This is a genomic window from Bacillus sp. 105MF (genome assembly GCF_000374885.1).
In the GTDB taxonomy this organism is placed as follows: domain Bacteria; phylum Bacillota; class Bacilli; order Bacillales; family Bacillaceae_G; genus Bacillus_A; species Bacillus_A pseudomycoides.
The window spans coordinates 234,217-248,875 of record NZ_KB895570.1; the positions used below are offsets into that span (position 1 = coordinate 234,217).

Consider the following 14,659-nt stretch of genomic DNA (forward strand, 5'->3'; position numbering starts at 1 on the left):
GAAAAACAATGTTACAATTATACATCGTGAGAGGAGGGAGAAAATGAAGGATTATCATGATGATCCACGCTTTCGAATTGCCCATAGAGAGGCGTTAATGGGTCTTGGACTTGCTTTTATCAATTTTATAATATGGTATGGATTTGCCTATGGGCTTGGGAGTAAAGATCCAAGTGAATATACATATGTATTAGGTTTTCCGGCATGGTTTTTTTATAGTTGTATAGTCGGTTTTGGTGTAGTAGTTATACTTCTTATTTTAATCGTGCGTTTTGCATTTCAAGATATTTCGCTCGATGAGGAAGAAAAAAGTGAGGAATGATAAATGAATTGGTACGTAATAATCCCAATGATAATTTCTTTTATCGTTGTATTTTTAATTGGTGTATATGCATCAAGACGTGTACAAGCAACCGCTCATAATAAATTTTTACAAGAATATTTTCTTGGAGGACGTGAGCTTGGCGGTCTATTATTAGCTATGACAATGATTGCTACGTACGGTAGTGCGAGTAGTTTTATCGGTGGACCTGGAATTGCATACAATATGGGGCTTGGATGGGTATTATTATCAGCAATCCAGGTTGTAACGGGTTACATTGTCTTGACGGTAATTGGTAAAAAGTTTGCAATCATTGCAAGAAAGATGGAAGCAATTACGCTTATTGATTATTTAAAAGGAAGATATAATCATAAAGCAGTGGTCATTCTTTCAGCAGTATGTATTATTATCTTTTTATTTTCAGCAACAGTTGCTCAGTGGGTTGGAGGCGGAAGGTTAATTGAATCGTTAACAGGTCTTTCGTATGCAACGGCTTTATTTCTTTTTACATTCTCTGTACTTGTATACGTTTTAATTGGTGGATTCCGCGCAGTTGCTTTATCTGATACATTGCTCGGCATTATTATGTTAGCAGGTACGACAATTATTTTAATTGCAACAGTGATTGCTGGTGGCGGGATTGAAAAGATTATGCAAGAACTGGTTCGAATTAATCCCAATTTAATTACACCATTTGGTGCAGATGGCAGTTTAACGAAAACGTATGTGACATCATTTTGGATATTAATTGGTGTTGGTGTTGTTGGATTACCGCAAATTAGCGTGCGTGCGATGTCTTATAAAAATTCAAAAGCGATGCATCAAGCTTTAATTATCGGGACAATTGTTGTTGGTACAATTATGATTGGTATGCACTTAACAGGTGTATTTGCACGCGTGGTGCTTCCAGGCGTAACTGTACCAGACAAAGTAATGCCACTTCTTGCGATGGAAGTATTGCCACCTTGGCTTGCTGGAATCTTTTTGGCTGCCCCAATGGCGGCAATTATGTCAACGGTAAACTCACTTTTACTACTGGTGAGTTCATCCATTATTAAAGATATATATGTGAACTATATAAATGAAAATGCGGCGGATACAACAATAAAAAAAGGAAGTCTATGGATTACGGGTATCATTGGTTTACTTGTATATGCCGCAGCTATTAAACCGCCAGATTTCTTAATATGGTTAAACTTATTTTCCTTTGGTGGCTTAGAAGCAGCATTTATTTGGCCTATTGTTTTAGGGCTATATTGGAAGAGAGGGAATGCAGTTGGCGCGCTTGCATCCATTCTGGTTGGTGTGAGTTCTTATATGCTATTTCACCTTTGTTTTCCAAATCCGTTTGGTATACATACAGTTGTGTTTCCGATTTGTTTTGCTTTCATTGCGTATGTAATAGGTAGTATGCTAACGTCAAGTAAAACGGCATGAAGATATATGTGTGAATGGCATATATAAAATGGGTATGTTCTACAGTTTTTAATCAAAAAATAGAAAAGATGTTTGGATTTGAAGAGTTTATAATCTAATTAAATAAATTTGTTATAAAAATAGAGCTCGTATTGCATTTATAAGAGCTCTACTTTTTATAATTAAAAACTTAATTATGATGCAAATTTATGTGTAGGATAGGTTGGATAGTTATTTTTATGTTTATGGAAAAGTTTTCGAAAAACAAATCCGTCTAGACCAACACGTCCAGCGTTATGTACTGCAACTAAAATCAGTATAGACAATAGTATCATATTTGGATTTGTACTTATAGTTCCACTTAAAAGAAAAGCAGTATTCATGATTAATCCGAAAAATGCTGCGGTTTTCGTAAGCCCTCCTAAAAGAAGACCAAGCCCAACTAAAATTTCTCCCCATTGTACGAGAAAGCTAAATAAATCAGCATGTGGAAGAGCAAAGTGTTGTAGAAAATCAGCCCACCAACCTTGTACAGCTGGATGATCTCCACTCGCTTTGGCAATTGCATCTTTTAAAAAACCGCTTGCGTCAAATGATTGACCGAAAAACTTCCCTAATCCAGCAGATAACCAAGCGTATCCTAAATATAAACGAAGGGGTAATAGAATAAATAAAGCTTTTTTGTTATTACGTAAAAAATCAATAAACATAATAAATTCCTCCGATACATAATAAAATGTATTTACAAGTTTATTATGTATTTTTGTGAATCGAATCACAATGAACGAAATTTGAACAAATGGTTCAATCCAGTGGTTGTTTGAATAATTCATCGTTTGTTCAAAAAGCAGTGTGTGAATACAGTGTGATTTTAATTTATGGCGTATATGGTTTAAAAAATAGTTAACATGTATTTTGGTTTATACCATAATAAGAGGTGAAGGGATGGGTGGGAAGTGCCATGAAAAAGGTGCTTTTTTTGGGAGATCCAGGTATTGATGATTCTTTAGCCATTATGTATGGGCTATTACATCCTGAGATTGAAATCGTTGGGATTGTAACTGGATATGGAAATGTAACACAAGAGCAAGCAACGAGCAATGCTGCGTATTTAATGCAACTAGCAGGCAGAGAGGATATACCAATTATAAATGGAGCAAAAATGCCATTGTCAGGTGAATTTACAACATATTATCCGGAAATTCATGGAGCGGAAGGATTAGGGCCAATTCGCCCTCCAAAAACGATTCAACCAAATATTAAATCGTTTTGTGCAATCTTTGACATAATCCAGCGTTATAAAAAAGAAATTATTATTGTTGATACGGGAAGATCAACAAGTTTAGCAACGGCGTTTATATTAGGAAAAGATATAATGAAAGATGTAAAAGAATATTACTGTATGGGTGGAGCATTTCTTGTTCCAGGGAATGTTACCCCTGTAGCAGAGGCGAATTTTCATGGAGATGCACTTGCTGCAAATTTAGTCATGCAGTATGCAAAAAACGTAACATTAATCCCTCTAAATGTTACAAGTGAATCAATCGTTACACCTGAAACTGTGCATTATATAAAAAAACATTCACAAACTGCATTTAACAAATTAATTGAACCTATATTTCAATATTATTATAAGGCATATAAGAAAATAAATCCGAAAATTACCGGAAGCCCCATTCATGATGTGCTTACGATGATGGCAGTTGTAAATCCTTCTATGATTGAATATGTATATCGGAAAGTAGAAGTTGATTTAGAAGGTAGTGCAAAGGGGGAAAGTATCGCTGATTTTCGGCCACAACCCGATGCGAAAGCTCTTAAAAATTGGGTGCGAATTGGGTGGAAATTAAATTATAAGAAATTTGTTGAAAATTTTGTTCGAATTATGACATAGACATAATAGGAGATGACGAGTTAAAATAATAGAGACGATTATTTAGACAATCGTCTCTATTGTTTTGTTTATAACTATATATAAAAGATAAAAGATAAAAGATAAAAGATAAAAGATGTAAATTAGGAGAGGGAATTCACTTGAGAAAAGTTATAATATGTGCGGGAATCATTGGTGTATTCGTAGTACTTATATCCGGTAACTTTTTAGTAAAAAAAGTTTGGAGCTCTAATAATGATGATGCTCAATTTATTGCCTCATTTGTTGAAGAACATAAAGATGAAAAAAATAGTGCCCTACTTATAAAGCGAAATGATAAAGTTGTTTATTCTGTGAATCCAGATGTCGTGTTACCAGTTGCGAGCACGATGAAGTTAATTGTTGCACTTGAATTTACGAAACAAGTTGTAGATGGGAGAATTGACCCAAATAGTTATGTGTCAATTGATGATGTAAATCGTTACTATATTCCAAATACAGATGGTGGTGCGCAGGATCGTTGGCAAAAGTATTTAATGAAAACTGGTAAAATGGATGGAAATGCAATTTCTTTAGAAGAAGTTGCGAAAGGGATGATGAAATTTAGTTCAAATGCAAATACAGAATATTTAATGGATCGACTTGGACTAGATTATATTAACCAAAATTTACAAAACCTATCACTTCCTTCACATCAACCGTTATTTCCTATTGTTTCTTCTCTATACATTCCGGGATATTTGCATAAGGAACTGCATATTCCAAAATCTAAATTAGAGAAAAAGTTAAAAGAAATGTCTTCAGAAGAATATCGTCGTTATGCCATGTTAATACATGAACGGTTAAAAGAGAAAGGACCGTTATTACAAAAAGAAATTCCGCTCTATTTAGAAGGAAAATATGAAAAAATATGGTCAGATAAGTTGCCAGCTGCATCCGCAAATGATTATATGGTGCTTCTGGAAAAAGCGAATCATAAAAAAGGATTTACAAAGGCTGGAGAAAATGAGTGGGCAAATCTTGTTGAAACGGACATGAAAGCAAAGAAGTATCGTAAGTCATTCCGGCATGCTGGACAAAAAAATGGGTATACCCCATGGACATTAGCAAAAGCAGCTTATGCCACTGATAAACTTGGGAATTGTACAGAAATTGTATTTTTAGCAAATCAATTGGATGAAGATGATAGTACAGAGCTTCGTAAGCACTTACTGAATTTACAGTTCCAGGTGTTAAAAAGTGAAAAATATGATGCCACTGTTATTAAATAAACCCGATGCGTGAAGCATCGGGTTTATTTTTATCCCGCTATTTGTGGGCAGTAAGACCCCACTGATGGAAGTTTCACTTTATACAAGCACCTTTTCAAAAGCTCAGGGTATGATGATTATTGACACTCCCACCCCTAAAGGGGCAAGCTGGCTAATGCCAGTGGGATTCTTGCTACCAAAGGCGAAGTTCATTTCTGATATCGCTGACGTGCAAGATTGCGGTGTGCCATCACCACTCTCACGACAGACCATATAGGTTCGTGAGCTACGGTACTGTGACCATACCATACAGCTAGTTGCGTGTTCAAATGTTTTAGCGTCTTGTTCTTGACGACACATATAGTTTTACCGATAGCGTGAATTAGACTATCGAACCTCATACTATATTCTGCTTTCAATGAACACATAAGCGTTTTAAAGACTTGTTCTTGTCTATAGTTGAATTATACCTAAAAAACAAGTGTTTTTATACGAAAAAGCGATACTTTCATCCCATGCCTAAAGGCGGACTAAAGTCCTGCATGGGCTTTCCCGTATCGCGAAATCTGTAATAACTGGGCGAAAGGGGAAAAGGTGATGAAACAAAATAAGGAGGAATTTATAAAGAGTGAGGGCGCTGATTTCCCTGGGGAAACCTATGCAAATTGTGTGCTACAGCATGTGTTTCAATTTCAGCGAGATTACTTGTTGCAAGAGATGTTTATGATTCATCGTGCTCATATTATCATGCTTATTGAGCAAAAATTAATGAAACAAAAAGATGCAAAAGTTATTTTAACAGCGTTAGAAAAAGTGGCACAAATTCCAAAGAGTCAATTACTGTATGAGAAGGAGCATGAAGATCTCTTTTTTTTAGTGGAGCATTTAATTGGGCAAGAAGCAAATCATAATTTTGTAAGTAATATGCATATTGGCAGGAGCCGGAATGATATGGGGGTTGCGATGTATCGGATGAGTTTGCGTCGCTATTTACTCCGTTATATAGAGCATTTTCTTCTTTTACAAGAAAGTGTGTTGGAAGTTGCGAATGAACATATGGAAACAATCATGCCTGCTTATACGCACACACAACCTGCCCAGCCGACAACATTCGGTCATTATATGTTAGCAATATATGATACAATGCATCGGGATTTAGAACGTGTTTGGAAGGTATATCATCATGTCAATCAATCTCCTTTGGGTGCAGCTGCTCTATCTACTACAAGCTTTCCTATAAATAGACAGCAGGTTGCAAAGTTGCTCGGTTTTTCAAGTGTTATTGAAAATTCATATGACGCTATTGCAAGCGCAGACTATTTATTAGAAACAAGCGCGACACTTATGGTAGCGATGACGAATAGCAGTAGATGGCTCCATGATTTCTTACTACTAGCAACAAAAGAATACAATGGGATTACTGTTGCAAACCCATACGTACAAATCAGCAGTATAATGCCGCAAAAACGGAACCCTGTTTCCATTGAACATGCTCGTGCTCTCGCTAGCAGTGCACTTGGAGAAACTTTCACTGTATTTCAAATGATTCATAATACACCGTTTGGAGATATTGTTGATACAGAAGATGATTTGCAACCTTATTTGTATGAAGGAATCGAAAAGGCAATTCGTGTGTTTTGTATGATGAATGCAGTAATTCGAACGATGAAGGTGGAAGATGAAGTTTTAAGAACTCGCTCGTTTCAACATGCAATTACAATAACAGATTTTGCAGACGCATTAACAAAAAATTATAAGATTCCTTTTCGGCGTGCTCATCGTGCTGCAAGTGATATTGCAACAATGTCTATACAGCAGAAAAAAGAGTTACATGAACTGAATTTCACAGAAGTAAACATATATTTACAAGAAAACTTTCATGTAATACTTTCAGAAAAAGAATGGGATGATATTATATCACCAGAATCATTTGTTGAAAAACGGACTGTATATGGTGGGCCGAGCAAAAAAGAAATGGTACGTATGATTCAAAAGAGGAGAGAGTGTTTTAAGAACGAAGAAATTACATTCGAAAGGGAAAAGCAACGGATCTCACAAGCTGAAAAAGAAGTAATGACGATAGTCTGGAATATTATTGAATCGTAAAAGCAGGATTTAATGAATGAATCGCCAATATTCTATTTAAATATAAAAATATAAATCCAAATAAACCCCTTCTTTTTAGGTGGGAGAGAGCATACGGCCATGCATAGAAACGGTCAGATCCTTTTTCTGCCTCATGCCAAGGTAAAACAGAGAGAGAAAATGAGTGTAAGTCACCTTTTCTTCTTCGTATCAACGACTTATATGTCGAAAAATCAAAAGGGATTTATATAGAAAGAAGAGATTGTCGATGATTCAATTACAGGTATATAAAGATGTTTCTTACTTTAAGAAGGAAGTCACCTCCATTTTGGAAATGAATGAGCAAGAAAATAATTTATTATTAGGGGTGTTACAGTCTACGGAGAATCCGTTGTTTATGGCAATAGCAAAGCAAAATGAAAAAATTGCTCTCATACTTCTTCAAACTGAGAAAAAGCAAATGATTGTTGCTAAATCCGAGATTTCGCAAGAGGCTATAGAGGGAATAGCGAAACAATTAACAAAGGTGTATCCAGATATACCGGGATTGATTGGTGAAAAGCGAGTGGTGAAACAATTAGCTGAAGAGATTGCAAAATTAGAACAAAAGAAGCTTTCTATTCGTATGAATCAAGGTGTGTATGAATTAAAAAAAGTAAAGAAGAAATGGGGTGAATATGGAGTTTTCCGGCGAGTAAACAGCGTTGAACTACCATTAATTGAAAAGTGGGTGCACCAATTTTGTGAAGATGTTCATTTGCCCACTACGGAAGAAAAAGCAAAACAAACTGCAAACACATTAGTAAGTACAAATCGGTTGTTTGGATGGGAAGTAGATGGGAGATTAGTTTCAGTAGCTGCAATTACAAGGCCTACTAAGAGTAATATTACAATCAATTTTGTATATACACCAAAAGAAGAACGTAAACAAGGGTACGCTTCTAATTGTGTAGCTACCCTTAATCAGCTCATGTTAGACCGAGGTTATAAAACAACTACTTTATATACAGACTTAGCAAATCCAACGTCGAATAAGATTTACCAAGAGATAGGATATGAACCAATAATGGAATCTGTATTAATATTTTTAGAACCGATAAGATAAAAGGCTCGCTTATATGCGAGCCTTTTGCTATGAAACTATTTTTCATCAATGCGAATTACGCCGCCAGATTCGAAATGGGGTGTATCTAAGAGATGGATAACCGCTTTAGCGACATATTCAGGGGAGAGTAATTTTCCTTCTTCTTTTAAAGCGATAAATCGATCTAAGTTAGTAAAATCTTCTTTTTCTGTTTGCCGAATTTGTTGCTGCATGTCTGTGTCAACAACACCTGGGGCAAAAGCAATTGTTTTTACTGGATATTCTTTTTCAGCTTCCTCTATAGCGACACATTGTGTAAACATGTTCACGCCAGCTTTCGTTGTACAATATGCTCCCCATCCAAAGTATGGTTTTTGGCCGGCTCCTGAAGAAATGTTAATAATACGTTTGTCCACGTTCCAATTTTTCGTATGTTTCATAAACGAAGAAGTAAGGATCATCGGTGCAATTAAATTAATTTGTACATTTGCAATCAAAAGTTCACTTTCTGATTTTTCAATCGGTTTCATTGGTGCGAGGGTACCGGCATTATTAATCAAATGGATAGACGATACGTTTTCTTTTTCAATGGATGAAAAGATTGTTTCAAAATGAGTTTCTAGATTATGTACATCTTGGAGATCGATTGAGTGAAATGTTAAAGGAATATCTTTTTGTTTTGCTTTTTCAATAAGCTTTTCATTTTGTCTTCTAGAAATACAAATGAGTCGTGTATTTTCCTCTAATAATTGTGTAGCGATTGCCTCGCCTAATCCTTGTGAAGTACCTGTTACAATGACGTAGCGCATTTCTTTAAAACCCCTCCCATATTAAATGTAATAAGTGGTGTTGATAAGGTGTTTTATCTACATGTTATAGTATAGAGCATCTTATATAAAGAAATAAATCTCCTCATATGAGGAGATTTATTGTTTATTTTAAGGAAAGTAATCTTTTGAATAAAATGTTGTTTTCAAGATGTACATGCTGGAATAAATCAGATTCAAAATCTTCTAGACGATTATAAACCATACGATATGTGCGGCATGCATGCTCTGGAGGAGTAAAATCATTTGTAATGATTCGTAATTCTTTTATAAGATCGCCAGCTCCATCATGCTCTTGTTCTAATTCTTCAAGCCTTTCAATTGCCAAAATTAAATTTTCTTGAGTTGAATTTTGTTCGTATTTTTTGATAAGCGGGAATACAAGAGTTTCTTCTTTTATTATATGTTGTTCAAGTTCTAATTTTAATTCATGAAAAAGTCGGTGAACGGTACTTAAATGCGACTCTGTTTGACCATGTACGCGAAATACTTTTGTTACATATGGGCTCAGCTGTGGCAATTCTTCTTGAATATATCGATGATGTTTTTGGATAATATGGTCAATTAGTATAGAAAAATTAGCCTCACTCCAGTTTGTAGATTCATTATTTTTTGATTTATATAAAATATATTGTTTATTTAATAGCTTTAAAAGTTCATCAGGAGAAATTTCTTTTGTTTGTGTCGCTATTTCAATTGTTTTGTCCCCGCCACAACAAAAATCAATACGATGTTTTTTAAACAAATCACTTGCTTGTGGAAAAGTGGTAACTATTTCACCAACAATAGATGTTTTAGTAAAAGGTGTAGCCATATGAATCACTCCTCTGTTCATTTGTATGCTTTTAGCATAATGGATAAGAAAAGAGATCGAAGTGATTATAATCACAAATATAATGTAGAATTCATGAATGTTTTGTACATGCGGGGAGGAGTTGTTCAATCTGTTTGAAAAAGTAATGGTGGTGATTCTTCTTTTGAAAATGATATCGAATAAGCCTTGCTGAATTTCTTGCAACAAATGAAAAAAGAGTTGGAAATGCTCATGTTACAATAAACTAAGGTGGTGAGGAAATGAAACATAAAATGGGATTATATAATGGGCCATTTCAATCTATTCAATCTGGAAAAAAGGTATTTGAAGTACGCTTATATGATAAAAAGCGTCAGAATATACAAAAAGACGATAAAATCGAATTTACAAATCTAACAACAAAAGAAACAATTTGTGTAAAAGTAACTGAGTTAAAATGTTATCAAACATTTCAACAGATGTATGAAGACATTGATAAAGAGTTGCTGGACTGTGCAAACTGGAGTGTAGAAGAAATGCTAGCAAGTACATATGAAATATATACGAAAGAACAAGAGAAAAGGTGGGGAACAATTGCTATTGGGGTTGAAGTAATAGCATGATTCGAAATCGTAGCTCACTCATTTTGATACAAGAAAACAAGGTTGCTCTTATAAAACGTGTTCGAAAGAATGAAGTGTATTTTGTCTTTCCGGGTGGAGGGATTGAAGAGTATGAAACACCGAAAGAAGCGACAATACGTGAGGCTTATGAAGAATTAGGCGTGCATGTTGAAGTTCAAAAATTTGTTACGAAGTATGAGTATAAAGGCACTCAGTATTTTTATGAAGCTCGTATCATTGGTGGTGTTTTTGGTACAGGAAAAGGTGAAGAATTTACAAAGAGTGATAGGGGACAATACATTCCAGTTTGGATTCCTGTAAAAGAGCTATTAAATTTAAATATCAAGCCATATGAAGTAGCGAAAATGATATTTCATTGTTACAAAAACGTGAAGTCTGACGACATACAATAAAAACCATTGACATACATACCTGAATTCAGTATTGTATTCAGGTATGTGTTCAAAATCAGGAGGTTTTTATGAGTAATCAAACTACACATCATGTAAAAATGACAACAGCGGATCCATCTGGAATTGGTCTATTTGGATTAGCAATGGTAACACTTGTAGCATCATCACAAAAGCTAGGATTAACTGATGGCGTTTCATTTGTATTACCATGGGCAATCTTTTTAGGAGGATTTGCACAACTTTTTGCTTGCGTTCACGATGCAAAGCATAATAATACGTTCGGTACAACTGCTTTTGGTGCGTATGGTCTATTTTGGTTAGGTGTTGGGACATCATGGTTAATTCAACTTGGTGTATTTGGCGAAAAACTGGCACAAGCTGTAGATCCAAAGCAACTTGGTGTTGCATTTATTGGGTACCTAATTTTTACAATTTTCATGACTATTGGAGCAATGGAAACACATAAAGTATTATTTATGATTTTTGTACTTATTGATTTCTTATTTATCGGTCTTTCATTTAGTACTTTAGGTGTTATGCCACATGCTATGCATAATTTAGCAGCGTATTCTGAACTATGTATTTCATTACTATCTTTCTATGGTTCAGCAGCTGCTGTATTAAATACACATTTCGGAAAAGTTGTATTACCAGTAGGAAAGCCATTTGGCATTTTTAAAAAATAAGAGTAGAGGAGCACGAATGACAAGAAGAGTCATTCGTGCTTTTTTTATAGCGTGCCCAGTTAAGCTAAGTATTGCTTACTGGTGAAAGTCTAGGTAAGAACCAACTCGCCTAGTAGCTGATAGGCAACTAGTGGAGAAATTCTAAAGTTGAAGCCCTGGGAGAAAAATGTTGTGTAAAATGTACAAAAAATAGAGAATTCAGCTTTACTTTTATTATATCGATATGATATAGTGATTATAAACCATTTTACTTTTAATAATATAGAGATTTAAATGAGCTGTAACTTCAGAAGAGGATAGCAATGTTAAATCTCCTCTGCGGTTGCAGTTTTTTAATGTCGTTATTATTGTTGTAAAGTGGTCGAAAATGAATATGTACATATAGGTACATTGTAGGAGGATTTTTTCATGCAAAACGGTAAAGTAAAATGGTTTAACTCAGAAAAAGGTTTCGGATTCATCGAAGTTGAAGGCGGAGAAGACGTATTCGTTCATTTCTCAGCTATCCAAGGCGAAGGATTCAAAACTTTAGAAGAAGGTCAAGAAGTTACTTTCGAAGTAGAACAAGGTAACCGTGGACCACAAGCTACTAACGTAGTTAAGAAGTAATTGAATTGAAAAGAGAAGGGCTTGCCCTTCTCTTTTTTTATTGTGCTTGATTCATTTCATTCTTTCGAATGTATGTTTATCCCGCTATTCGCGTGCAATAATACTCTCACCTCAACATTCGACGAAAACAAAGAAGCTAGACGAGAGATAAAGCAAACCTCGCTGATTAAAGCTTTACTCTATATACAAAAAAATTTAGTTATTTTTGTCTGAATATTCAAAAAGTAATCCCGGGATCTTTTTTATAAATTTTGTTTTGTGTATTTGTACAGTGGGGAATATATAATTAAAAATATAATCAGATAAGGAAGAGGGATATGACTTGAATGAACCTAAATATTATATTGTCTTTGATGTTGAACGGAATTTTCGACCTTATAAATCGCAAGATCCCTTGGAAGTGGTTGATATTGGGGCAATCAAGGTAGAAGCAAGTACAGTGCGTATAATAGGACAATTTTCTTCACTTGTTAAACCAACCGCACCTCTAACCCGCCATACAACAAAATTAACAGGCATTACAAAGCAAGATTTAAAAGAGGTAGAAGTGTTTCCAGAGGTAATGGAGCGATTTCTTCAATTTGCTGGGGATGATTATATGTTTATAACATGGGGAAAGGAAGACTATAAATTTCTTGCGCAAGATTGTAAGCTACATCATATAGAATGCCCTAATATAGAGAATGAGAGAAAATTTGATTTGCAAAAATTTGTATTTCAAGCATATGATCAATTATTTATACATACACCAAGTTTAAAATTTGCGGTGGAACAATTTTCTTTAGAATGGGAAGGAAAGCAGCACCGTGCCTTTGCAGACGCTAAGAACACCTTGAATATCTTTCTTAAAGTATTCAAGGAAAAGGATATTTATAAGCGGTATAAACGAAATGAAGAACTCGTACTTGTAAAGAATGGTTTATTAACTGAAAAAGCAAAAAAGAAAATGAAAAGATGGGTATTTAAAGAATTAAAGAAAAAAGAACACAGTCCATTTACTTGGGATGATTTTCAAAATAGCAAGACATGGGGGAATATAACGGAACGATATTATATTGATAATAACACAATACGACTTTTACAAAATTATTTTACTATGGCTGTAAAGAAAGGTGAGCAGCAGTTGCGAGTGTTAGAAGAGATAAATAACAAAATAAATGATGCATAGTCAAAAGTTAAAAGTGTTCGTGTAAATGAATATATAAAGAATTGTTTTTTTGTTAGGCTTCTTTAATTAGAATAACAATGATTATATACACGTATTTTTTGAGGTGAATAGATGAAAAAATTGTACTTAGTAATAAGTGTGCTTCTAAATTTTATTTTTGGTTTTCTTTTTGGGGGGGGAATAACCGTTTATTTAATCAATTGTCTATTTAATGGTTGCTCAGATATGGTAGAAGAAGAATGGGCGGATATGGTTATGGGGTTAGTTATTACTTTGATAATAGGTGGTATTCTTTTTCCGATGATTATATTTACGAACAGAAAGTTTTTACATGCTGTGAAGATGAGAAAAAACATTATTTTCTTGTCATTTCCCCTTTTTTTATTCTAGGTACTTTTTTTAGTTTTTCTTTAAGATCGAACCATATCGGTCCATTTTAAAGAAAGTGCGGCATTTCTCGTGATTATTCCCCTCTCATCAGTTGTTCTTACGGACAATTCTCCTTGAGCTGTCTCCCTTAAATTCTGATATATTTTATTGTAGTTTAAAGATAACTGCTTTTCTTCAGTTCTAGTAGTTATACAAACAATAGCCTGATAGGATATATTGAAGAAATGTCATCTTTTTGAATTCTAATAGTAGGTTTTCGTGTCCGGATATGTATAGTAACCAAGGTAGAGGCAAAGGGATGTGAGTAAAAATAAAAGAGCGCTACAGAATAGTGCTCAATAAAAACCATAATATGGAAGAGGGGGTGTAATTGTAAAATAAAACTGGTCTGTGAATGACCCCTCCTTAACACTCTTACGAGTTGTTTGAAGAAGGGACTTCCTGTTTCATAGAGCGTTGCTGCTTGGGAATCTAAGCAGTCTTACATACTCACCACAGGCGTCGTTTATACTGTTTGGACACAACCTTGCCCTACAGTTTCATTCTCGGTCGTTCTCATAAGTAATCGCTCTAATCCTTTTCGCAAAATGTTGAGACTTGCATTATAATCTCTGTCTAACACTGTTCCACACTTTGTACAAATATGTGTCCGAATCGAAAGTGATTTTTCCACACGATTCCCGCAGCTAGAACAATCTTGTGATGTGTACGCTGGGTCTACTCTCACAAGTAAACCGCCAAATTTCTCACACTTATATAAAAGCATCTTACGAAAAGCGCCCCAGCCTGCATTAGAGATCGACTTCGAAACTTTTCGATTCCGAACCATCTTTCGAATATCCAGATTTTCTATACAAATCACCGAATACATTTGCGTGAGATGATAACTTAATTTGTGTAAGAAATCTTTTCTTTGATTCGCTACCTTTTCATGAAGGATCTGAATTCGTTCTACTTGCTTCTTATAGTTCGCAGAGTCCTTCTTTTTCTTCGAAAGGTTACGCTGTGCTTTCCGCAGTTGTTTTTCTTTTTGCAGAAGAAATCTTGGATTTTCAAATACCGTTCTATTTGAAAGAACAGCGTATTGATTCAGTCCTACATCTATACCAATTGCATTTTC

Annotated in this window: 15 protein-coding genes; 11 read left to right on the forward strand and 4 right to left on the reverse strand. The window is 34.8% G+C overall.

What is annotated here, in order from left to right; all coding sequences use genetic code 11:
- The first annotated feature begins 43 nt into the window (after positions 1–43).
- Positions 44–322: a YhdT family protein gene (locus C564_RS0110975; RefSeq protein ID WP_018765364.1), complete on the forward strand. Its 279-nt coding sequence runs from the start codon at positions 44–46 to the stop codon at positions 320–322.
- A gap of 3 nt (positions 323–325) precedes the next feature.
- On the forward strand, positions 326–1,759 hold the full coding sequence (gene panF / locus C564_RS0110980; RefSeq protein WP_018765365.1) for a sodium/pantothenate symporter: 1,434 nt from the start codon (positions 326–328) through the stop codon (positions 1,757–1,759).
- A gap of 173 nt (positions 1,760–1,932) precedes the next feature.
- On the opposite strand, the gene C564_RS0110985 is transcribed toward panF, so the two are convergent.
- A complete protein-coding gene (locus tag C564_RS0110985) occupies positions 1,933–2,448 on the reverse strand; it encodes a DoxX family membrane protein (RefSeq protein ID WP_018765366.1) in 516 nt (171 codons plus the stop codon).
- 251 nt (positions 2,449–2,699) lie between these two features.
- On the opposite strand from C564_RS0110985, the gene C564_RS0110990 reads away from it, so the two are divergent.
- From C564_RS0110990 to C564_RS0111005, 4 genes are all read left to right on the forward strand, one after another.
- A complete protein-coding gene (locus C564_RS0110990; RefSeq protein ID WP_026008530.1) occupies positions 2,700–3,632 on the forward strand; it encodes a nucleoside hydrolase in 933 nt (310 codons plus the stop codon).
- 140 nt (positions 3,633–3,772) lie between these two features.
- The gene (locus C564_RS0110995) at positions 3,773–4,882 is read left to right on the forward strand and encodes a serine hydrolase (protein ID WP_003198980.1); all 1,110 of its coding nucleotides are present in this window, start codon (positions 3,773–3,775) and stop codon (positions 4,880–4,882) included.
- 576 nt (positions 4,883–5,458) lie between these two features.
- Entirely contained in the window at positions 5,459–6,967 is a 1,509-nt protein-coding gene (gene argH, locus C564_RS0111000; protein ID WP_018765368.1) for an argininosuccinate lyase, read from the forward strand.
- A 247-nt stretch (positions 6,968–7,214) separates the two neighbouring features.
- Positions 7,215–8,051, forward strand: a complete 837-nt coding sequence (locus C564_RS0111005) for a GNAT family N-acetyltransferase (protein ID WP_018765369.1) — start codon at positions 7,215–7,217, stop codon at positions 8,049–8,051.
- 35 nt (positions 8,052–8,086) lie between these two features.
- Here C564_RS0111005 and C564_RS0111010 read toward each other — a convergent pair whose 3' ends face one another.
- On the reverse strand, positions 8,087–8,839 hold the full coding sequence (locus C564_RS0111010; RefSeq protein ID WP_003198974.1) for a (S)-benzoin forming benzil reductase: 753 nt from the start codon (positions 8,837–8,839) through the stop codon (positions 8,087–8,089).
- A 124-nt stretch (positions 8,840–8,963) separates the two neighbouring features.
- The gene (gene ric / locus C564_RS0111015; protein WP_018765370.1) at positions 8,964–9,671 is read right to left on the reverse strand and encodes an iron-sulfur cluster repair di-iron protein; all 708 of its coding nucleotides are present in this window, start codon (positions 9,669–9,671) and stop codon (positions 8,964–8,966) included.
- A gap of 260 nt (positions 9,672–9,931) precedes the next feature.
- Between ric and C564_RS0111025 the strand changes: the two genes are divergently transcribed.
- The 5 genes from C564_RS0111025 (at position 9,932) to C564_RS0111045 (ending at position 13,149) form a co-directional block, all read left to right on the forward strand.
- Entirely contained in the window at positions 9,932–10,273 is a 342-nt protein-coding gene (locus C564_RS0111025) for an ASCH domain-containing protein (protein WP_018765372.1), read from the forward strand.
- Complete coding sequence (locus C564_RS0111030) at positions 10,270–10,686, forward strand: NUDIX hydrolase (protein WP_018765373.1); 417 nt, start codon at positions 10,270–10,272, stop codon at positions 10,684–10,686. Before C564_RS0111025 ends, C564_RS0111030 begins: the two co-directional genes overlap by 4 nt.
- Before the next feature lie 68 nt (positions 10,687–10,754).
- A complete protein-coding gene (locus tag C564_RS0111035) occupies positions 10,755–11,372 on the forward strand; it encodes an acetate uptake transporter (protein ID WP_016115669.1) in 618 nt (205 codons plus the stop codon).
- A gap of 408 nt (positions 11,373–11,780) precedes the next feature.
- Positions 11,781–11,981, forward strand: a complete 201-nt coding sequence (gene cspB, locus C564_RS0111040) for a cold shock-like protein CspB (RefSeq protein WP_003198964.1) — start codon at positions 11,781–11,783, stop codon at positions 11,979–11,981.
- 322 nt (positions 11,982–12,303) lie between these two features.
- Positions 12,304–13,149 carry an exonuclease gene (locus C564_RS0111045; RefSeq protein ID WP_018765374.1) on the forward strand — a complete coding sequence of 282 codons (846 nt, stop codon included), beginning with the start codon at positions 12,304–12,306 and terminating at the stop codon, positions 13,147–13,149.
- Between the two features lie 895 nt (positions 13,150–14,044).
- On the opposite strand, the gene C564_RS31970 is transcribed toward C564_RS0111045, so the two are convergent.
- Positions 14,045–14,659: RNA-guided endonuclease InsQ/TnpB family protein (locus tag C564_RS31970; RefSeq protein ID WP_018765376.1), on the reverse strand; the 615-nt coding region annotated here is incomplete at its 5' end.